The organism is Albidovulum sp., assembly GCF_008933605.1.
GTDB lineage: Bacteria > Pseudomonadota > Alphaproteobacteria > Rhodobacterales > Rhodobacteraceae > Albidovulum.
Genome location: NZ_WBUS01000067.1, coordinates 1 through 18,704, shown reverse-complemented (window position 1 = coordinate 18,704; position 18,704 = coordinate 1). Strand labels below are relative to the sequence as shown.

The 18,704-nt window shown below is 68.6% G+C and carries 17 protein-coding genes; 8 read left to right on the top strand and 9 right to left on the bottom strand.

Annotated features, from left to right (window positions below; translation table 11 throughout):
• On the bottom strand, nt 1-1,123 hold a 1,123-nt coding region (locus tag F9K34_RS10485), incomplete at its 3' end, for a peptidoglycan-binding protein (protein WP_291336912.1).
• A 156-nt stretch (nt 1,124-1,279) separates the two neighbouring features.
• On the opposite strand from F9K34_RS10485, the gene F9K34_RS10480 reads away from it, so the two are divergent.
• Genes F9K34_RS10480 through glyS form a run of 3 tightly spaced genes read left to right on the top strand, consistent with a single transcriptional unit; the run spans nt 1,280 to nt 4,821 of the window.
• Nucleotides 1,280-2,203 carry a glycine--tRNA ligase subunit alpha gene (locus tag F9K34_RS10480; protein WP_291336911.1) on the top strand — a complete coding sequence of 308 codons (924 nt, stop codon included), beginning with the start codon at nt 1,280-1,282 and terminating at the stop codon, nt 2,201-2,203.
• Nucleotides 2,200-2,673: a DUF6446 family protein gene (locus F9K34_RS10475; RefSeq protein WP_291336910.1), complete on the top strand. Its 474-nt coding sequence runs from the start codon at nt 2,200-2,202 to the stop codon at nt 2,671-2,673. Before F9K34_RS10480 ends, F9K34_RS10475 begins: the two co-directional genes overlap by 4 nt.
• Nucleotides 2,674-4,821: a glycine--tRNA ligase subunit beta gene (glyS, locus tag F9K34_RS10470; protein ID WP_291336909.1), complete on the top strand. Its 2,148-nt coding sequence runs from the start codon at nt 2,674-2,676 to the stop codon at nt 4,819-4,821. It begins immediately after the preceding gene.
• A gap of 121 nt (nt 4,822-4,942) precedes the next feature.
• Here the strand turns inward: glyS and F9K34_RS10465 are convergent, their stop codons facing one another.
• Both F9K34_RS10465 and F9K34_RS10460 read right to left on the bottom strand, forming a co-directional pair.
• A complete protein-coding gene (locus F9K34_RS10465) occupies nt 4,943-5,332 on the bottom strand; it encodes an SgcJ/EcaC family oxidoreductase (RefSeq protein WP_291336908.1) in 390 nt (129 codons plus the stop codon).
• On the bottom strand, nt 5,329-6,705 hold the full coding sequence (locus F9K34_RS10460) for an FAD-binding oxidoreductase (RefSeq protein WP_291336907.1): 1,377 nt from the start codon (nt 6,703-6,705) through the stop codon (nt 5,329-5,331). The genes F9K34_RS10465 and F9K34_RS10460 overlap by 4 nt, the downstream gene beginning before the upstream one ends.
• Before the next feature lie 90 nt (nt 6,706-6,795).
• Here F9K34_RS10460 and F9K34_RS10455 point away from each other — a divergent pair, with 90 nt between their 5' ends.
• Nucleotides 6,796-8,478: a chloride channel protein gene (locus F9K34_RS10455; RefSeq protein WP_436405732.1), complete on the top strand. Its 1,683-nt coding sequence runs from the start codon at nt 6,796-6,798 to the stop codon at nt 8,476-8,478.
• Nucleotides 8,479-8,521: 43 nt separating this feature from the next.
• On the opposite strand, the gene F9K34_RS10450 is transcribed toward F9K34_RS10455, so the two are convergent.
• Both F9K34_RS10450 and F9K34_RS10445 read right to left on the bottom strand, forming a co-directional pair.
• Nucleotides 8,522-10,333 (bottom strand): aminopeptidase P family protein, encoded by a 1,812-nt coding sequence (locus F9K34_RS10450; RefSeq protein ID WP_291336906.1) that lies wholly within the window; start codon nt 10,331-10,333, stop codon nt 8,522-8,524.
• A gap of 131 nt (nt 10,334-10,464) precedes the next feature.
• Nucleotides 10,465-11,103, bottom strand: coding sequence for a hypothetical protein (locus F9K34_RS10445; RefSeq protein ID WP_291336905.1), 639 nt, complete (start codon nt 11,101-11,103; stop codon nt 10,465-10,467).
• Between the two features lie 252 nt (nt 11,104-11,355).
• Between F9K34_RS10445 and F9K34_RS10440 the strand changes: the two genes are divergently transcribed.
• On the top strand, nt 11,356-11,925 hold the full coding sequence (locus F9K34_RS10440) for a TetR/AcrR family transcriptional regulator (protein ID WP_291336904.1): 570 nt from the start codon (nt 11,356-11,358) through the stop codon (nt 11,923-11,925).
• Between the two features lie 6 nt (nt 11,926-11,931).
• Here the strand turns inward: F9K34_RS10440 and cobT are convergent, their stop codons facing one another.
• Genes cobT through cobS form a run of 3 tightly spaced genes read right to left on the bottom strand, consistent with a single transcriptional unit; the run spans nt 11,932 to nt 15,508 of the window.
• Nucleotides 11,932-13,803 (bottom strand): cobaltochelatase subunit CobT, encoded by a 1,872-nt coding sequence (cobT, locus tag F9K34_RS10435; protein ID WP_291336903.1) that lies wholly within the window; start codon nt 13,801-13,803, stop codon nt 11,932-11,934.
• A complete protein-coding gene (locus tag F9K34_RS10430; protein WP_291336902.1) occupies nt 13,800-14,522 on the bottom strand; it encodes an aspartate/glutamate racemase family protein in 723 nt (240 codons plus the stop codon). The genes cobT and F9K34_RS10430 overlap by 4 nt, the downstream gene beginning before the upstream one ends.
• The gene (gene cobS, locus F9K34_RS10425) at nt 14,522-15,508 is read right to left on the bottom strand and encodes a cobaltochelatase subunit CobS (RefSeq protein ID WP_291336901.1); all 987 of its coding nucleotides are present in this window, start codon (nt 15,506-15,508) and stop codon (nt 14,522-14,524) included. Before cobS ends, F9K34_RS10430 begins: the two co-directional genes overlap by 1 nt.
• Nucleotides 15,509-15,730: 222 nt before the next feature.
• Here cobS and msrB point away from each other — a divergent pair, with 222 nt between their 5' ends.
• Together msrB and F9K34_RS10415 are read left to right on the top strand one after the other, a co-directional pair.
• Nucleotides 15,731-16,198 (top strand): peptide-methionine (R)-S-oxide reductase MsrB, encoded by a 468-nt coding sequence (gene msrB, locus F9K34_RS10420; RefSeq protein WP_291336900.1) that lies wholly within the window; start codon nt 15,731-15,733, stop codon nt 16,196-16,198.
• 176 nt (nt 16,199-16,374) lie between these two features.
• Nucleotides 16,375-17,640 carry a cytochrome-c peroxidase gene (locus tag F9K34_RS10415; protein ID WP_291336899.1) on the top strand — a complete coding sequence of 422 codons (1,266 nt, stop codon included), beginning with the start codon at nt 16,375-16,377 and terminating at the stop codon, nt 17,638-17,640.
• A gap of 47 nt (nt 17,641-17,687) precedes the next feature.
• Here the strand turns inward: F9K34_RS10415 and F9K34_RS10410 are convergent, their stop codons facing one another.
• A complete protein-coding gene (locus F9K34_RS10410; RefSeq protein ID WP_291336898.1) occupies nt 17,688-18,317 on the bottom strand; it encodes a DnaJ domain-containing protein in 630 nt (209 codons plus the stop codon).
• A gap of 86 nt (nt 18,318-18,403) precedes the next feature.
• Here F9K34_RS10410 and F9K34_RS10405 point away from each other — a divergent pair, with 86 nt between their 5' ends.
• On the top strand, nt 18,404-18,661 hold the full coding sequence (locus F9K34_RS10405; protein ID WP_291336897.1) for a BolA family protein: 258 nt from the start codon (nt 18,404-18,406) through the stop codon (nt 18,659-18,661).
• The last annotated feature ends 43 nt before the right edge of the window (nt 18,662-18,704 follow it).

Here is an 18,704-nt window from a genome sequence, read left to right as displayed (position 1 = left end):
CGACGAGGTCGGCGCGGCCCACGGCGAGCGGCTGGCCGAGCCCTTCGTCGAGCGCGCGGTCGCCCATGGGCCGGAATCCCGCCGTCATCGCCTCGACCACGCGCTGGGCGCGGTCGGCGCCGTCCGGCGTCCAGACCAGCGTGTAGCCCTTGATGAGCCCGCCCGCGAGCCGAACGTCGGTGAAGCTCTCTAGGCCGTCGTTCCGGCCGGCGATGGTGAAGCCCGTGCGCCCGAGTTGCCGTTCGCCCTCCACCGGGACGATCTCCAGCGTCTGCATCAGGTCGTAGAGCCCGGCAAGCCGCGCCGGGTCGCCGGGCTGGCTGATCAGGAGCATCCGGAAGCCGGACCCCGCCTTTTCGCGGTAGTGCACGAATGGCGGTTCATAATGGTCGAACTCCACCAGCGCGGAGGGGTAGGGGACCTCGATCCCCGCCTCGGTCTCGGTCAGGACCTCGAGGCCGAGCGCGGCCTGTTCGGCGCGGTGTTGCCCGATGAGTTCGTCGCGCTGGGCGGTGGTCAGCACGCCGGTCTCCTCGTATCCCTTCGCCGCCTGCCAGGCGGCCATGGAGCGGCGGGTGCCCGCGCCGATGGCGCCGTCGATGGCGCCGGCGTAGAACCCGTCCCATTGCAGCGCCGATTGCAGCGCGCGCCGTTCGTCGGCCGACAGCGCGGCCTCCGACCGGCGGGCCTCGGCCGGGCTCTCGTCGGGAAGCGCGGTCTCGGGCAGCGGCTGGGCGACCTCCGGCACGGGTTCCGTTGCGGTGACGTCGCCGGGCTGGGGCTGCGTCGGGGCGGCCGCCCCGGCAACGGGCCAGAACTGGCGGGTGAAGCGGTTGCCGAAGGCGATGTAGCTGTCCGCGGGGATGAGCCGCTCGCCCTTCAGCACGCGGAGTTGTTGTTCGGCATCCGCCTGCGTGAACGGCCCGAGCGCGATGGCATACCAGCCCGTCGTCATGGCGAAGCCCGCGACATTGGGGAAGACACCGGCATAGGCGCGCGCCCGTTCCTCGCCCTCGGCCAGCGTCGGCTGCGCCTCGATCTGCACCCAGACCTGTTCCTGCGCCAGGGCACCGTGCGGCAGAAGCGCGAGGAGGAGACCGAACAGGACAGCGGCAAATCGCATGCGTGAAAACCCTTCCGACGTTTCTTATGGGCGCGAATCCATGGCCGAAACTAGCAGGACGGCCAGCCGCGTCACGCCACAATCGCGCCCGCGCCGATTGACCGCCCCCGGCCTGTTGCCTATTGAGAACGCGCTTTTCCATGCCGGAGGCCGACGATGACCCCGACCCGCCCGCGTTCCTTCCAGGAGATCATCCTGAGGTTGCAGACCTACTGGGGGGACAAGGGCTGTGCCGTCCTTCAGCCCTATGACATGGAGGTGGGGGCAGGGACCTTCCACCCGGCGACCACGCTGCGCGCACTGGGATCGCGTCCCTGGGCCGCGGCCTATGTCCAGCCCTCGCGCCGGCCGACCGACGGCCGCTACGGCGAGAACCCCAACCGCCTGCAGCACTACTACCAGTACCAGGTGCTCATCAAACCCTCGCCGCCCGACCTGCAGGAGCTTTACCTGGGCAGCCTCGCCGCCATCGGCATCGACGCCTCGCTCCACGACATCCGCTTCGTCGAGGACGACTGGGAAAGCCCGACGCTCGGCGCCTGGGGGCTCGGCTGGGAGGTCTGGTGCGACGGGATGGAAGTGAGCCAGTTCACCTATTTCCAGCAGGTCGGCGGGCATGACTGCGACCCGGTTTCGGGCGAGCTCACCTACGGGCTCGAACGCCTCGCCATGTATGTCCTCGGCATCGACCATGTCATGGACATGCCCTTCAACGACCCGCAGTCGCCCATTCCCCTGACCTACGGCGACATCTTCCGCCAGACCGAAGAGGAATATTCGCGCTGGAACTTCGATCAGGCCGATACCGCCATGCTGCTGAAGCATTTCGAGGACGCCGAGGCGGAATGCGAACGCATCCTCGCGGCGCCCGCCGAGGACAAGGCCGGCCGCAGGATCGTCATGGCGCATCCCGCCTATGACCAGTGCATCAAGGCCAGCCACATCTTCAACCTTCTCGACGCGCGGGGCGTGATCTCGGTCACCGAACGGCAGGCCTATATCGGCCGCGTCCGGGCGCTGGCGAAGAAATGCGCCGATGCCTTCGTGGCGACCGAGGCCGGCGGCGGAGTGGCAGCGTGAATGGCAAGCTCGTCGCGGGGTTCATCGTGCTGACCGCCCTCGTCGCCGGCGTGGCGATCTACTACCTGCAGGAATATGCCTACTACCGGACGGTGGAGCCGGCATCGGCCGAAGCGGTGATCCGGCTCACCGACCTCGGGGGCCGGGTCGAGCCGATGCTGGCCGAGCGGTTCGAGGGGGTGGATGCGGACAGTTCGCCCCTGCGCTTCCGTGGCTGCTTCCACACGCCGATGACGCTTGCGATGCTGAGCGAGACCTATGTCGCCTACGAGGAACCCACGCCGCTTATCGGACCGAAGTGGTTTTCCTGCTTCGATGCCAAGGCCCTGGGGGCCGACCTTGAGATGGGCGCGGCGCTCGCCTTCCTCTCGGAGAAGGACATCCATCCCGGCGTGGACCGGGTTGTCGCCGTCTATCCCGACGGCCGGGCCTTTGCCTGGCATCAGCCGAACGAAACGCTGGAGAAGTGAATGCCCGATCTTCTGATTGAACTCTTCTCCGAGGAAATCCCGGCGCGGATGCAGGCCAGGGCGCGGGAGGACCTGAAGAAGCTCGTCACCGACGGGCTCGTCGAGGCCGGGTTGACCTATGCCGGGGCGCATTCGCTTTCGACCCCGCGCCGGCTGGTGCTGGCGGTGGAGGGGCTGACGGCCGAAAGCAGGCCGGTGCGCGAGGAACGCAAGGGCCCCGCCGTGGGCGCGCCCGAGGCGGCGGTGCAGGGCTTCCTGCGCTCGACCGGGATGATGCTGGAACAGCTCGAGGCGCGCGAGGGGGCCAAGGGAAAGACCTGGTTCGCGGTGATCGAGAAGCCGGGGCGTAGCGCCACTTCCATCGTGGCCGAGGTGCTGGAGGCGACGATCCGCAATTTCCCCTGGCCGAAGTCGATGCGCTGGGGCGCGGGCTCCCTGCGCTGGGTGCGGCCGCTGCATGGGGTCCTCTGCATCCTGACCGACGAGCACGGGGCCGAGGTCGTGCCGCTCGACGTGGACGGCATCCGCGCCGGCAACGTGACGCGCGGCCACCGCTTCCTGGCGCCAGATGCGTTTTCCGTAACTGGGTTCGAGGATTACGCGGCGAAGCTCAAGCGCGCGAAGGTGATGCTCGACCCCGAGTTGCGGGCGGAGCACATCTGGCACGACGCTCGGAACGCCGCCTTCGCGGCGGGCCTGGAACTGGTCGAGGACAAGGGCCTCTTGGCTGAGGTCGCCGGGCTGGTGGAATGGCCCGTGGTGCTGATGGGCCGGATCGGCGAGGACTTCCTCGGCCTGCCGCCGGAGGTGTTGCAGACCTCGATGAAGGAACACCAGAAGTTCTTCTCCGCCCGCAATCCGAAGACCGGGCGGATCGAGGCGTTCGTCACCGTTGCCAATACCGAGACGGCGGATCACGGGGCGACGATCCTGAAGGGCAACCAGAAGGTGCTCTCGGCGCGGCTATCGGACGCGAAGTTCTTCTGGGAGAACGACTTGCGGACCGTTGCTCAGGAAGGGATGGAAGGCATGGCGGCGGGGCTCGCCAACGTGACCTTCCACAACAAGCTCGGGTCGCAGAAGGACCGGATCGACCGGATCGAGGCGCTCGCGCGCGAAATCGCGCCTTTGGTCGGTGCCAAGCCCGATCTGGCGGCGGAGGCCGCGCGGGTGGCCAAGGCCGACCTGCAATCGGCGATGGTCGGCGAGTTCCCGGAATTGCAGGGCACGATGGGTGTCTATTATGCAAAGGCGGCGGGCCTGCCCGAGGCGGTGGCCAACGCCTGCAAGGCGCATTACCAGCCCTTGGGGCCGTCGGACGAGGTGCCGTCAGAGCCGGTGAGCGTAGCCGTGGCGCTCGCCGACAAGATCGACACGCTGACCGGGTTCTGGGCGATCGACGAGAAGCCGACCGGGAGCAAGGACCCGTTCGCGCTGAGAAGGGCGGCGCTTGGAGTGATCCGGCTGGTGCTTGGGAATGGGGTGCGGTTGCCACTATCCCACCTCATCGAAAGAGGTTTGCTCGCCCATACGCCATATATGAGGTCGTATGCCGTTCACACTGGTCAGCAGGAATACCACGATGCGGCAGACGAGATTGAGTTCGGACGACCAGTCCACCTCAGCGACCTCCTCGCCTTCTTCCACGACCGCCTCAAGGTCCATCTCCGCGACGAGGGCATCCGCCATGACGTCATCGACGCCTGTCTCGCCATGCCGGGGAACGACGACCTCACCCTCCTCGTCAAGCGCGCCGAGGCGCTCGCCGCCTTCCTCAAGACCGACGACGGCGGGAACCTCATTCAGGGCTTCAAGCGCGCCAACAACATCCTGACCCAGGCAGAGGAGAAGGACGGGGTCGAGTATTCCTTCGGCGCCGATCCGAAGTTCGCCGAGGATGCCTCCGAACGCACCCTCTTCGCCGCCCTCGACGCAGCCGAGGCGGCCATTTCGCCCGCGATGCAGGCCGAGGACTTCGCCACGGCGATGGCCGCGATGGCCAAACTCCGCGCCCCCATCGACGCCTTCTTCGAAGCGGTGCAGGTGAACACAGACAACGCCATCGTGCGCCGCAACCGGCTGAACCTGCTCAGCCGCATCCGCGCCATCTGCCTTAGCGTTGCGGATCTGACGAAGATCGAGGGGTGAGGCGGATCAGGAAACCGTCCGGTGGACGGTTTCCCCGCCGAACGCCCGGAGCGCGAGCGGAGGGCCGGGAGGGACGACAGACGGCGCTGCCCGGTCCGCGAGCGAACCGGGCGGAGGTGCGTCACCCCTCCACCGTGAACTGCGCCGCGGCGACCTGCCAGCCTTCCGGCCCCTCGACCAGCGTGGCCGAAAGAATCGCACCCACGCGCCCCGCGTCGGTTCCGTCGGCATTGAGGATGCCCGAGAGCACGTAGCGCTGCATCACCTGGGCGACGCCGGGCGAGATCGCCCGCATCTTGACCCGCCCGGTCACCAGCTTGGCGCGGGCGAAGGCGCCGGCCATCTCGCCGGCGACGGTCTCGGCGATGGCCTTCCGCCCCTCGGCCCAGTGGCCGGTCAGGGTCAGGAAATCGGCGTCCTCGGCAAAGAGTGCCGCCATGGCGCGGGCGTCGCGCGCCGCCCAGGCGTCGGCGAAGGCGCGGGGGAACCGGGCCGGGTCGGGCAGGCTCACTGGTTCACCTCCACCACCTTGCCGGGGTTGAGGATGCCGTCGGGGTCGAGCGCGCGCTTGATCCGCGCCATGACCTCCCAGGCGTCCCCATGCTCCAGCGCCATCAGGTCCTTCTTGCCCATGCCGACGCCGTGTTCCCCGGTGATCGTGCCGCCGAGGCGCAGCGCGCGTTCGGCCATGCGGCGGGCGAGCGCCTTGGCGGCCTTGAGTTCATCGGGGCTGGCGCGGTCGATCAGGAGGACGGCGTGGAAATTGCCGTCGCCGACATGGCCGACGATCGGGCCGGGGATGCCGGAGGCGGCGATGTCGGCGCGGGTCTCGCGCACCGCCTCGGCCAGCCGCGAGATCGGCACGCACATGTCGGTGACGAGTCCGATGGAGCCGGGACGGTAGGCGATCGACGCGCGATAGGCGCCGTGGCGCATCCTCCACAGCGCGGTGCGGGCCTCGGGCGTGGTCGCCCAGTCGAAATGCCCGCCGCCCATCTCGGCCACAACCTCGCCGAAGCGGCGGGCGTCCTCTTCCACCGCGCTCTCGGAGCCATGGAACTCGACCATGAGCTGCGGCTTTTCCGGCAGGCTGGTGCCATTCGCCTTGTTGAAGATCGCGGCGGTGGTCTCGTCGACGAACTCGATCCGTGCCATGGGAATGCCCATCTGGATCGTGGCGATGACGGTCTGCACGGCGGCCTCGAAGTCGTCGAAGGCGCAGACCGCGGCCGAGATCGCCTCGGGCTGGCCGTGCAGGCGCAGCGTGAGTTCGGTGATGATGCCGAGGGTGCCTTCGGAGCCGACGAAGAGGCCGGTGAGGTCGTAGCCCGCCGAGGATTTCTTCGCGCCCGAGCCGGTGCGGATCACCCGGCCGTCGGCAAGGACGACCTGAAGCGCCATGACGTTGTCGCGCATCGTCCCGTAGCGGACGGCGGTGGTGCCCGAGGCGCGGGTGGCGGCCATGCCGCCGAGCGAGGCATTGGCCCCGGGGTCGACCGAAAACATGAGGCCGGTGGCCCGAAGTTCGGTGTTCAGCGCCTCGCGGGTGACGCCCGGCTGGACGACGGCCTGCATGTCCTCGGCGCGGACGGCAAGCACACGGTCCATCCGCGAGAGGTCGAGCGAGATGCCGCCGCGGATGGCGAGCGCGTGGCCCTCGAGCGCGGTTCCGGTGCCCCAGGCCGTCACCGGGCAGCCGTGGCGGGCGCAGGTGGCGACGATCCGCGCGACCTCATCCGTCGTTTCCGGATAGGCCACCGCGTCGGGCGGGGTTTCCGGGAACCAGGCCTCGCTCGCGCCATGTGCCGCACGTTCGGCCTTGGAGCGGGCGAGGCGATCGCCTAAGAGGGTTGCAAGTTCGGCAAGCGCCGCGTCGTGGGGCATCGTGTCCTCGCGCAGTTGGCGCGGCGACCCTAGGCGAAGCGGGCGGCCCGGGGAAGCCCAGGCTGGTCATGTCCCGCGGAAATCTGCCGGGTGCCGGAAACACGGTCGAAGCCCGTCGCGCGGTCGTTGCGCGCCCGCCGCCGCAAGGCGGCCGCAGTCCTCGTTGCGGCACGCCGGAACGGGCCGGGCGCGATCCAGTTCTGGTTCATCGCGCTGGCCATCGGCGTGGCGGCGGGCACCGCCTCGCTGTGCTTCCGCATGGGCATATCGGCCTTGCAGGTCGCGCTTTACGGCACGGATGACATCAACCTTGCCACGGTGGCGGGCCGCCTGCCGTGGTGGTGGGTCGTCGCCGTGCCGATCCTCGGGGGGCTCGTGGTGGGTCTGATCCTCGACCGGTTCACGCCGGACGGGCGGGTGCGGGCGGTGGCCGATGTCATCGAGGGCGCGGCAATGTACCGCGGTCGCGTCGAGATGCGCGCCGGCCTGGCATCGGCCACGGCGTCGCTGATCACGCTGGGCTCCGGCGGCTCGTCGGGGCGCGAGGGGCCGGTGGTGCATCTCGCGGCCGTGGTGTCGACCTGGGTGTCGGAGCGGATCGGGGCGAACGGCATCACCGGGCGCGACCTGCTTGGTTGCGCCGTGGCGGCGGCGGTCTCGGCCAGCTTCAACGCCCCGATCGCGGGGGCGATCTTCGCGCTTGAAGTCGTGCTGAGGCATTTCGCCGTCCGCGCCTTCGCGCCCATCGCCATCGCCTCGGTGGCCGGCACGGTGATCAACCGGCTGAAATACGGCGGCGTGACCGAGTTCACCCTGCCGGCCGCGGGCGCGACGGCCTTCCATGTGGAGCTTCCCGCCTTCCTCCTCCTCGGCCTCGTGTCGGGGCTGATCGCGGCGGCGCTGATGCGGTCGGTTCTCTTCGCCGAGGATTTCGGCGACCGGGTGCAGCGGGCCACGGGCCTGCCGCGCTGGCTCAGGCCGACGCTCGCGGGAGCGCTTCTTGGCGCGATGGCGATTCCCTTTCCGCATATCATCGGCGTCGGCTACGAGACGACCTCGGCGGCGCTGACCGGGCGGATCGGGCTCGTGGCGGCGGTGGTCTATGCGGTCGTGAAGGTCGTCGCGGTTGCCGTCACGATGGGCGGGCGGATGGGCGGGGGGATGTTTTCGCCTGCGCTCGTCGTCGGTTCGCTGACGGGGCTCGCCTTCGGGCTCATCGCGACCGGGCTCGCGCCCGAGGTCTCGGGCGCCGAGACGATCTATGCGCTCGCCGGCATGGGCGCGGTCGCGGCGGCCGTGTTCGGCGCACCGATCTCGACCACGCTCATCGTCTTCGAACTGACCGGCGACTGGGAGACGGGGCTGGCGGTGATGACGGCGGTATCGCTCTCGACTGCGCTGGCCTCGCGGCTCGTCAAGCGGTCGTTCTTCCTGACCCAGCTCGAACGGCGCGGCATTCGGCTCGCGGGGGGACCGCAGGTCTATCTTGGCGCGACAATCCGGATGTCGGAGGTTCTCCGGCCGTCGGATCACCCGCGCGCGGCACCGGAGGAAGCATGCCGCGCGATGATGCGCGAGGGTGTCGCGCTGGATGAAAGGCAGGTCCTGGAGGCGGCGCTGCGAACCTTCGAACGGACCGGCGCCGATTTCATCCCGGTCACGCGCCAGGGCGCCGACGGCGTGGCGGACCTCGTCGGCGCGGTCTTCCAGACGGACGCCCTCCGGGCCTATGCCAAGGCGCTCGCCGCCACGGCGGAGGAAGAGCACAGCTGACGCGGCGGGGGATTCGCCTCGCGTGCCGGGCCGCGCGGCCCGATCAGAGCGGTGCGGTGGCCGCCGCGAGCCAGGCGTGCGCCGCGTCGGAGACGCGCGGGCCGATCCGCGCCGCGACCTCGGCGTGGTAGGCGTCGAGCCAGGCGCGTTCGGGCCCCGTCAGCATGTCCCCGTCGATCAGCCGGCGGTCGATCGGCACCCAGGTCAGGGTGCGGAACCGCAGCATCTGCCGATGCGCGTCGCCGCCGGGCAAGGGCGGCGCCTCCTCCACGAGGATGAGGTTCTCGATCCGGATCCCGAAGGCGCCCTCGCGGTAGTAGCCGGGCTCGTTCGAGAGGATCATGCCCGGCTCGAAGGGCACGTCGCCGGTGCGTGACAGCCGCTGCGGCCCTTCGTGGACCGACAGGTAGCAGCCGACGCCGTGGCCGGTGCCGTGGTCGTAGTCCTGCCCGGCGAGCCAGAGCGCCTGGCGGGCGACGCTGTCGAGATGCGCCCCCGCGATCCCCTTCGGCCACCTCAGGCGTGACACCGCTATCATGCCCTGGAGGACGCGGGTGAAGGCGGCCCGCGCGTCAGGGTCCACCCCGTCGCCCACGGCGACGGTGCGGGTAATGTCGGTCGTGCCGTCGAGATACTGGCCGCCCGAATCGATGACGACGACCTCGCCTGGCCGCAGCGGCCGGTTCGTCGCCCGCGTCACGCGGTAGTGGATCACCGCGCCGTTGGGGCCGGTGCCGCAGATCGTCTCGAAGCTGATCTCCTGAAGCGCGTTCGTCGCGCGGCGGAAGGCTTCCAGCCGCTGCACCACGTCGATCTCGGTCAGCCCGCCCTTCGGCGTCTCGGCGTCGAGCCAGGCGAGGAATTCGACCATCGCCGCGCCGTCTCTGAGGTGTGCTGCTTCCATCCCCGCGATCTCGGCGGGGTTCTTCGTCGCCTTCGGCTGCAGGCAGGGATCGGGTGCCGCCGTGACGGCGATGCCCGCCTCCTCCAGTTCGCGTGTCACCGCGAGGGGCGCGGTGCGGTCGTCCACCCGGACGGGTCCCTTGAGGGTGCGCAGCGCCGGCGCGAAGGCCGTGGGCGGACCAAAGGTGACGTCGGGGCCGAGGTGGTCGCGCACCGCGTCCGAAAGCTTTTCGGGCGCGATGAAGAGAGTCACCTGTCCGTTGTGGCGGAGAATTGCGAAGGCCTGAACGACGGGATTCCGCTCGATGTCGCTGCCCCGGATGTTGAGCAGCCAGGAGATGGAATCGGGCAGCGTCAGCACCGCTGCGGACTGGCCCGCCTTGGCGAGGTCCGCGCCGATCCGCACGCGCTTGTCGGCCGCCGTCTCGCCCGCGAACTCCATGGGCTGGATGCGCACGGGGCCGAGCGGCTGGGCTGGGCGGTCGGTCCAGATGCGGTCCACCGGGTTCCCGGCGGGGCAAAGCTCCACCCCGCTGCCCTCGAGCGCGAGGCGAAGGTCGGCGATCTCCCTCGCGGTGTGGAGCCAGGGGTCGAAGCCGATGCGACCGCCCTGCGGCAGTTCGCGGCGAAGCCATTCACCCGGTTTCGTCTCGGGCCAGTTCACCGACGCGAAGGCGGCGAGGTCCACCTCGGTCTTCACCTGCGTGCGGTAGCGCCCGTCCACGAAGACGCCGGCGACCCCCGGCAGGACGATGCAGAACCCGGCCGATCCGGTGAAGCCGGTAAGCCAGCCGAGCCGCTGGTCGGCCGGTGCCACGTACTCGCCCTGGTGGGCGTCCGCGCGCGGCACGATGAACCCGTCGAGCCCCGCGCGGGCCAGTTCCGCCCTGAGCGCCGCGAGTCGCGGCGGGCCCTGATCGGGGCGGGAGGTGGTCTCGAAGCTCTGGAACATGCCGGATCTCGCCTTCGCCGGCGGCCGGAAACGCCGCCGCGCGACCGGTTTAGCCGAGCAAGACCAGGGAGGTAAACGGATTTCCGGCGAGGGAACCCCGCGCCGCCCCGACGGAGGGCGCGGGCCGGCGGTCAGTTCGAGGCGTGGTCGGCATGGCCCTTGTGATGGGCGCAGGTGGCCATCGGGTTGAACGGGGTGAAAACGCCGTTCGGGTTCTCCCGGTGCACCCAGACGTGGCGGTCATAATGCGGCGCGAAGTTGTGCGCCTCGTCGAGCGCCGTCGCAGGGTCGTCCTCCATCTTGTCATAGGGGATGCCGTGGAACTGCGGCGGTTCGGCATTGCCCGCGGCCTCCCACGCCGCCTTGAAGACGAGGTTCTCCACCCCGATGAGGGTGAGTGACCCGTCCTCCTGCGGCTCGTAGAGCAGGACGGCCGGCTGGCGGAAGTCGGTGTGGGTGCCATTGCCGTCGACGCGCGGATTCGGCGGTGCCGTGATGCCCAGAAGGTCGGGGCGGAAATAGTGGATGCCCATCGCGCCCTCGGCCTCCGGCCGGCCCATCATGGTTGCGACCTCGCAATGGTCGCCGGGGTCGCGGATGTAGCCCTCGGCCAGCGCCGCGTTGACATCGGCGAAGCGAAGCGTGGCCTCGCGCACCTCGTCGAGCGAGGGTTCGCCCGGCGCGGGTGTGCCCGCCCCTCCGGCCACGGCCGGGAAGGCGGTCAGGGCGGCAATGGCCGCTGCGATGAAAAAGGTATTTTTCCTGTGCATTCTCAATCTCCTATGGAATCCAGGTCAGTCTGCCCGGTACGGAGCAAGCAATCGGAAAAGCGCGGGATGGCGGGACATCGGGACGGCACCGCCGCGGCAGGGTAGCACGAAAGAATTCGAAACCGGTTCTGCAAATCACACCTTGCCTGAGTCGCGTTCAAATTGGTTGCACCGACACGTGCAATTAAATGTCTGTGCTTGTCAATATTGAATGCACGTGATAGTGCAATGAATATGACGCGGACCTACACGATGGGAAGACGCGCCGACCAGCAGGCGCAGACCCGCCAGCGCATCGTCGAGGCGGCGGTCGACCTCCATGGCACGGTCGGGCCGGCGCAGACGACGGTGACGATGATCGCCGAGCGGGCCGGGGTGCAGCGTCACACGTTCTACAAGCATTTCCCCGACGAACGCAGCCTGATGATGGCCTGTTCCGGCCTTGCGGCCGAGCGCGATCCGATGCCGGAGGCAGAGCCGTGGCGGGCGATCGGGGACCGCGAGGAACGGCTCGGGACCGCGCTTTCCGAGGTCTATGCCTGGTTCGGGCGCAATGCCGGGCTCATGGCCTGCGTCACCCGCGATGCACAGAACCACGCGCTCACGCGCGAGATCGCCGAACTGCGGCGGGGACCGGTGATCGCCGCCTATGCAGAGGTCCTGGGGGGCAACCGCGGCCCGCTCGGGCGCGCCGCGCTGCAACTGGCCCTGAGCTTCCCGAGCTGGAATACCCTCGTCCGCGACGCGGGACTGTCGCAGGAGGACGCGGTGAAGGTCATGGTCTGCGCGGTGCTCGCGGCCGAGGATGTGCCTGCAGAGTGACGCCCCTCAGCCCGCCTTGCGGAGGCCGAGGAACCGCGCCCGCGCACGGGGATCGCTGTCGAAGAGGCTGGCGAGCTGTTCGGTCATCGCGCCCGCGAGCTGCTCCACGTCGGTGATGGTCACGGCGCGCTGGTAGTAGCGCGTCACGTCATGGCCGATGCCGATGGCGATGAGTTCCACGTGCTTGCGCCGCTCCACCATGGCGATCACGTCGCGCAGGTGTTTTTCGAGGAAGTTCGCAGGGTTGACCGAGAGGGTGGAATCGTCCACCGGCGCGCCGTCGGAGATGACCATGAGGATCTTGCGCTGTTCGGGCCGGCCGAGCATCCGCCGGTGCGCCCATTCCAGCGCCTCGCCGTCGATGTTCTCCTTCAGGAGCCCCTCCTTCATCATCAGCCCGAGGTTCGGGCGGGTCCGCCGCCAGGGCGCATCGGCCGACTTGTAGATGATGTGGCGGAGGTCGTTCAGCCGTCCCGGCTGCTGCGGCCGTCCGGCGGCGAGCCATTTCTCGCGGCTCTGCCCGCCCTTCCAGGCGCGGGTGGTGAAGCCAAGGATCTCCACCTTCACCTGGCAGCGTTCGAGCGTGCGGGCCAGCACGTCGGCGCAAATCGCGGCGATGGATATGGGCCGCCCGCGCATCGAGCCGGAATTGTCCAGAAGGAGCGTCACCACGGTGTCGCGGAACTCCATGTCCTTCTCGACCTTGAAGGAAAGGGGCGTGGTCGGGTTGGCGACGACCCGCGCGAGACGCCCGGCATCGAGGATGCCTTCCTCGCGGTCGAACTCCCAACTGCGGTTCTGCTGCGCCTGAAGCCGGCGCTGGAGCTTGTTGGCAAGCCGGCTCACCGCGCCTTTCAGGGGTTCGAGCTGCTGGTCGAGATAGGCCCTCAGGCGTTCGAGTTCGGCCGGCTCGGCAAGCTCCTCGGCCTTGATTTCCTCATCGAAGTCAACCGCATAGACCGTGTAGTTCGGGTCGGCGTCGGAATGCGGGGCAGGGGGCGGAGGCTCCAGCGGGGCCTCGCCCTCGGGCATCTCGGACTCCTCGCCTTCCTCCATGTCGGCCAGTTCGTCCATCGACACCTCGGCCTGCGAGGTGTCGTCCTGCTCGTCCTGGGACTGTTCGGGCGAGGCATCGGTCTCCTCCGACTGCTCCTCGCCCTCCTCGCTGTCGGGGCTTTCCTCCTGCTCCTCGGAGGAGGCGTCGTCGCCCTCGCCCTCGTCCTCCATGTCCGGGTCGTCGCCGAGCTGGTCGCCGTAGCCGAGGTCCCTGATGACCTGGCGGGCGAGGCGGGCGAAGGCGGCCTGATCGGCCAGCACCTCCCTCACGTGGTCGAGCGTGCCGCCCGCCTGCTCCTCCATGAAGGGTTGCCAGAGTTCCATCACGTTCTGCGCGCCGCCGGGCAGCTTGCGCCCCGTGGCAAGGTGGCGGACGAGATAGCCCGCGGCCTGGGCGAGCGGCGCGTCCTGCGCCTGGCGGATCTGGCCGTAGCCGCGCCGGTCGGCCTCGGCCCCGATCTTCGCGTCGATATTGCCGAGCGTGCCGGGCATGTCGCGGGCGCCGACCGCCTCGCAGCGTGCGGTCTCCATCGCCTCGTAGAGATCGCGCGCCATCTGGCCCTGCGGCATGTACTTCGCGGCGACCTTCGCGTCGTGGTGGCGGTGGCGGAGCGCGAAGGCATCGGCCGTGCCGCGCGCGATCAGAACCTCGTCCCGCGTCATCCGGCGGCTGACCTGCGGCAGGCGCATCGTCTCGCCCGCCATGCCCGGCGGGTCGACGGAATAGGTGACCGTCAGTTCGGGGTCGTCGGCCATCGTCTTGGTGGCCTCGGCGAGCGCCTTCTTGAACGGATCGGCGGGGTTGTCGGAGGGTTTGGTCATGTCGTTGCCGCCACTTCTGCAAGGCTCGTGCGCCCCGTCGCGAGGTCCGCGAGGACCGCGACATGGACGTCGAGCGCGTCGATCACCCTATACCCCGGGTCCTGTCCGTCAAAGGCGAGGCCGAGGTCGGTGCCGCCCAGCACGATCGCCTCGGCCCCCATCTCTTGCACCATGCGCCGGCCGGCCTCGACGAAGAGCGTGCGCTCGGCCGGCGTGCAGTGCCCGGCGACCGCCATCTCCTGATAGGCCTGGCCGATCGTGTCGATCTCGGCGTCGAGCGCCACCGCCTCGGTGCGGGCAAGCTGGCCGTAGAGCTTCGTCCGCATCACCACCCGGGTGCCGAGCAGCCCGATGCGGCGGATGCCTTCCCGCACGAAGAAATCGTCGAGCGGCGCGACCGCCGAGACGAGCGGAAGCGACGAAAGCGCCACCGTCTCGGCAAAGCAGAAGTGCCCGCCGAGCGAGGTGATCGCCGCGCAATCGCAGCCCGCCGCCTTCAGCCGGTCGATGAGCGGGGCATATTCCGCCGCCTGTTCGGCGCGACGGTCGGAAAGGTTGTTGCGGATCAGCACGTTGATGTCGGGCGTGTGGGCGATGGTGAGGTCCACCGTGCCACCGCGCCGCGCCACCTCGGCGGTCAGCCGCTGGTAGTAGACCACTGTCGCGGCCACGCCGATCCCGCCGATCAGGCCGATGTGAAGGCCACCGGCGCGCGTCATCACCTGATACTCTGACTCGCCGCGCTTTCGGGAAGTTCCTCGTCGAAGCAGCGCTGGTAGAACTCGGCCACGGTCTGCCGCTCCAGCTCGTCGCACTTGTTGAGGAAGGTGAGCCGGAAGGCATAGCCGATGTTGCGGAAGATCTCGGCGTTCTGGGCCCAGTTGATGACGGTCCGGGGGCTCATCACCGTCGAGAGGTCGCCGTTCATGAAGGCGGTGCGCGTGAGGTCCGCGACCGTCACCATCTGATTGATCGTCTTGCGGCCCTTCTCCGTGTTGTAATGCGGGTTCTTGGCCAGCACGATCGCCGCCTCGGCATCGTGGCTGAGGTAGTTCAGCGTCGCCACCAGCGACCAGCGGTCCATCTGCGCCTGGTTGATCTGCTGGACGCCGTGGTAAAGCCCGGTCGTGTCGCCGAGGCCCACGGTGTTCGCGGTGGCAAAGAGCCGGAACGAGGGGTGCGGCGTGATGATCTCGTTCTGGTCGAGAAGCGTCAGCTTGCCGTCATGCTCGAGCACCCGCTGGATCACGAACATCACGTCGGCGCGCCCCGCGTCGTATTCGTCGAAGACGATGGCGACGGGATTGCGGAGCGCCCAGGGCAGGATGCCCTCGTGGAACTCGGTCACCTGCTTGCCGTCCCTGAGCTTGATCGCATCCTTGCCGATGAGGTCGATCCGGCTGATGTGGCTGTCGAGGTTGACCCGCACGCAGGGCCAGCTCAGATGCGCGGCGACCTGCTCGATGTGGGTCGACTTGCCGGTGCCGTGATAGCCCTGGATCATCACGCGGCGGTTGTAGGCAAAGCCGGCGAGGATGGCGAGCGTGGTGTCGGGGTCGAACTTGTAGGTCGGGTCGATCTCGGGCACGCGGTCGCCACGCTCGGCGAACCCCTTGACCTTCATCTCGGTGTCGATGCCAAAGACCTCGCGCACGGAGATCTCTTCGGTCGGTTTCGCGTTCAGATCGAGCATTGGGTCCGCCATCGTCTAGCCGCGCCCGGAACCCTACCGGGCGTCATACCGGCCTTGATGGAGGAGATTGCCGGCGGGTTCAAGGGGCGGGGGCCGCGCGGCCGGCGGCCGATGGCCGGAACTGGCCGGGGACGCTCACGCAAACGCGACAGGGCGCGGCCGAAGTTTTATCCCCTGAGACACGGATCCGGGCGATAGTGCGGACAGCAACCGGATCGCGGGAGGCACGGAGCCATGACGACGCGGCGCATCTTCCTTCTGTCGGGGGCGAGCGCGCTTGCGCTCGGTCCGCGCCTCTCCGCCGCGGCGGAAGGCTTCGAGGTCACCCGCACGGAGGCGGAATGGCGCAGGGTCCTGACCCCGGCGCAATACCGCGTCCTGCGCGAGGAGGCGACGGAGAGGGCCTTCACCAGTCCGCTCAACGACGAGCACCGAAACGGAACCTTCCACTGCGCCGGCTGCGACCTGCCGCTCTACTCGTCGCGCACGAAATACGACAGCGGCACCGGCTGGCCCTCGTTCTGGGAGCCCCTGCCCAACGCCGTGGCGACGAAACCGGACTGGGGGATCTTCGGCAAGCGGACGGAGGTGCATTGCCGCCGCTGCGGCGGGCATCTCGGCCATGTCTTCGACGACGGGCCTGCGCCCACGGGAAAGCGCTACTGCATGAACGGGGTGGCGCTGGTGTTCCGGCCGGCCTGACCCGCGATCTGTAGCCGGATCAGCAACAATGATGGCGTTACGCGACGGCGGACCGCCAGTTTTCATTCAATTGCAGCGCACCCTGACCAGCCCTCCACCAAAAGTTGACAAAAACACTGTACAATTTTTCGTTATTTCGTAGTGAAAGACTCAGAAAACACATTCAGGGGGACAGCATGCTTCACACCATCCGCTGTGCCACGGCGGCGATCATGTTCGCCGGAGCGGCCGCCGCCAGTGACCTTTCGCCCGTCGAAACGCTTGGAAAGGCAATTTTTTTCGACACGAGCCTGTCGGCGAACGGCAATCAGTCCTGCGCGTCCTGCCATGATCCGGCGGCCGGCTTCACAAGCCCGCTCGCGGACTTCAACGCCGCCGGGGCCGTCGTCGAAGGATCGGTTCCGGGTCGCTTCGGCAACCGCAAGCCGCCCTCGGCGGCCTACGCGACCTTCTCGCCCGTGTTGCATCACATCGACGACGACGGCGTGACGATCGTTGGGGGCGCCTTCCTCGACGGAAGGGCGACCGGCAAGAAGCTGGGCTCCGCCATCGCCGACCAGGCGCAGGGGCCGTTCCTGAACCCGGACGAGATGGCGCTGCCGCACGCCGCCTGCGTGGTCGCCAAGGTCCTGAACCCTGCGGACCCTGCCGCCTACCCGGTCCGCTTCACCGATGTCTGGGGCGCGGATGCCGCCTTCGACGTGCCAGCCGAGATCACCGCACGCTGCGACGGTCCCGATGCGGAGATCACGATCGGCGACGAGGCGCTCTCCGCGAGGATCGACGCGGCCTTCGACCGGATCGCGATTTCCATCGCGCGGTTCGAGAGTTCCGAGGAGGTGAACCCGTTCTCGTCGCGCTTCGATGCCTGGGTGGCCGGCACCGGCACGTTGAGCGAACAGGAACTGCGCGGCTTCGAGGTCTTCGAGGCCGAGAAGAAGGGCAACTGCGCCGCCTGCCACGTGCTGACGCCGACGGGGAGGGAACAGCACGCGGTCTTCACCGACTGGACCTTCGACAACCTCGGCGTGCCGCGCAACCGCGACAACCCGCAGGGCGCAGACTATGTCGATCCCGGGCTGGGCGCGTTCCTGAAGACCGATCCGGTCTACGCCGCCTATGCCGACGACGTGATGGGCGCGCAGCAGGTGCCGACCTTGCGGAACCTCAACAAGCGCGTGTCGCCCGATGCGCCGAAGGCCTACATGCACAACGGCTATTTCAAGACGCTCGAAGGCGTCGTGCACTTCTACAACACCCGCGACGTGCTGCCCCGCTGTGCCGATCCGCTGGCCTCAGAGGCCGAGGCGTTGGCGGCCAAGTGCTGGCCCACGCCGCAGTTCGAAGCGACGATGAACAAGGACGAGCTTGGCAATCTCAAGCTGACGCCCGAGGAAGAGGCCGATCTCGTGGCCTTCCTGAAGGTGCTCGACGACGAGTGACGGGGTCCGGTATGACTGCAACGCGGGAGGGCAGCCCTCCCGCGGCTTCATTCTTCCCGGAAGTTCCGGCTGTCCTTGATCTGGTCCCAGGCCCAGACGACTTCCTGCAGCCGGTCTTCGTCGGAGCGGTCGCCACCGTTCATGTCGGGATGCAGGTCCTTCACGAGGCTCTTGTACTGGCGGCGGATCTCGATCTTCGTCCAGCTGTCCTTCGCCTCGAGGATGTCGAGCGCGCGGCGCTCCGTCGGTGGCAGCTTCCGCCCGACCGAGCGGCCGGGGTTCTGCGTGGCGTTGGCGCCGAGAAGCTCCATCGGATCCTCGATGCCGAGCCGCGACCAGGCGCGGTCCTCCACGCCCTTGCGCCCGAAGGGCTTGGTCTCGCGCCCCCAGAGCCTGTCCTTGTCGAGGAACTTCTGGAACTCCTCGTCGGTCTGGCCCTGGAAGAAGTTCCATTTCAGATTGTATTCGCGCACATGGTCGCGGCAGAACCAGAAGAAATCGTCGAGGTGGTCGGGCGATTTCGGAGCCCGGTACTGGCCTGCCGCGGTGCAGCCGGAATGGTCGCAGGCCCGGGTCGAGGTCTCGAAGGCGCCCGACATGCCACGCTTGCCCTTCGCCCGCTTCTTCTTGTCTGAAGCGGCGGAAATGTCGAAACCGAAGGGGTCTGCTCTGCTCATGCTGTGGCCTCGGGCGTGGACTTTTTCGACTCGGGGGCCAGAGTGTAGGGGTTTTTGGGGCGCTTTGAAGAGGCGGAGGTGAAAAAATGACGGTAACCGAGGAAATCCGCGCAAGGCTCACGGCAGCCTTCGCCCCGGCGGAACTGGAAATCGTGGACGAGAGCGAACGTCACCGCGGCCACGCCGGCTATCGGGAGGGCGGAGAGAGCCATTTCCGGGTGACGCTCCGCGCGCCCGCCTTCGCCGCGATGGGGCGCGTGGAGCGCCATCGCGCCGTTCACGCCGCGCTGGGGGCCGACCTCGTCGGGCGGATCCACGCGCTGGCGCTCGACATCGGCGCCTAGGCGTCCTGCCGGGCTTCGGGTTGCGCCGCTCCGAGTTTCGGGG

Excerpts from the sequence above, each read along its gene's own strand:
- F9K34_RS10480 (WP_291336911.1), top strand. The coding sequence starts at position 1,280 with ATGACCCCGACCCGCCCGCGTTCCTTCCAGGAGATCATCCTGAGGTTG.
- glyS (WP_291336909.1), top strand. The coding sequence starts at position 2,674 with ATGCCCGATCTTCTGATTGAACTCTTCTCCGAGGAAATCCCGGCGCGG.
- F9K34_RS10460 (WP_291336907.1), bottom strand. The coding sequence starts at position 6,705 with ATGCCCCACGACGCGGCGCTTGCCGAACTTGCAACCCTCTTAGGCGAT.
- F9K34_RS10450 (WP_291336906.1), bottom strand. The coding sequence starts at position 10,333 with ATGTTCCAGAGCTTCGAGACCACCTCCCGCCCCGATCAGGGCCCGCCG.
- F9K34_RS10445 (WP_291336905.1), bottom strand. The coding sequence starts at position 11,103 with ATGCACAGGAAAAATACCTTTTTCATCGCAGCGGCCATTGCCGCCCTG.
- F9K34_RS10440 (WP_291336904.1), top strand. The coding sequence starts at position 11,356 with ATGGGAAGACGCGCCGACCAGCAGGCGCAGACCCGCCAGCGCATCGTC.
- cobT (WP_291336903.1), bottom strand. The coding sequence starts at position 13,803 with ATGACCAAACCCTCCGACAACCCCGCCGATCCGTTCAAGAAGGCGCTC.
- F9K34_RS10430 (WP_291336902.1), bottom strand. The coding sequence starts at position 14,522 with ATGACGCGCGCCGGTGGCCTTCACATCGGCCTGATCGGCGGGATCGGC.
- cobS (WP_291336901.1), bottom strand. The coding sequence starts at position 15,508 with ATGGCGGACCCAATGCTCGATCTGAACGCGAAACCGACCGAAGAGATC.
- msrB (WP_291336900.1), top strand. The coding sequence starts at position 15,731 with ATGACGACGCGGCGCATCTTCCTTCTGTCGGGGGCGAGCGCGCTTGCG.
- F9K34_RS10415 (WP_291336899.1), top strand. The coding sequence starts at position 16,375 with ATGCTTCACACCATCCGCTGTGCCACGGCGGCGATCATGTTCGCCGGA.
- F9K34_RS10410 (WP_291336898.1), bottom strand. The coding sequence starts at position 18,317 with ATGAGCAGAGCAGACCCCTTCGGTTTCGACATTTCCGCCGCTTCAGAC.
- F9K34_RS10405 (WP_291336897.1), top strand. The coding sequence starts at position 18,404 with ATGACGGTAACCGAGGAAATCCGCGCAAGGCTCACGGCAGCCTTCGCC.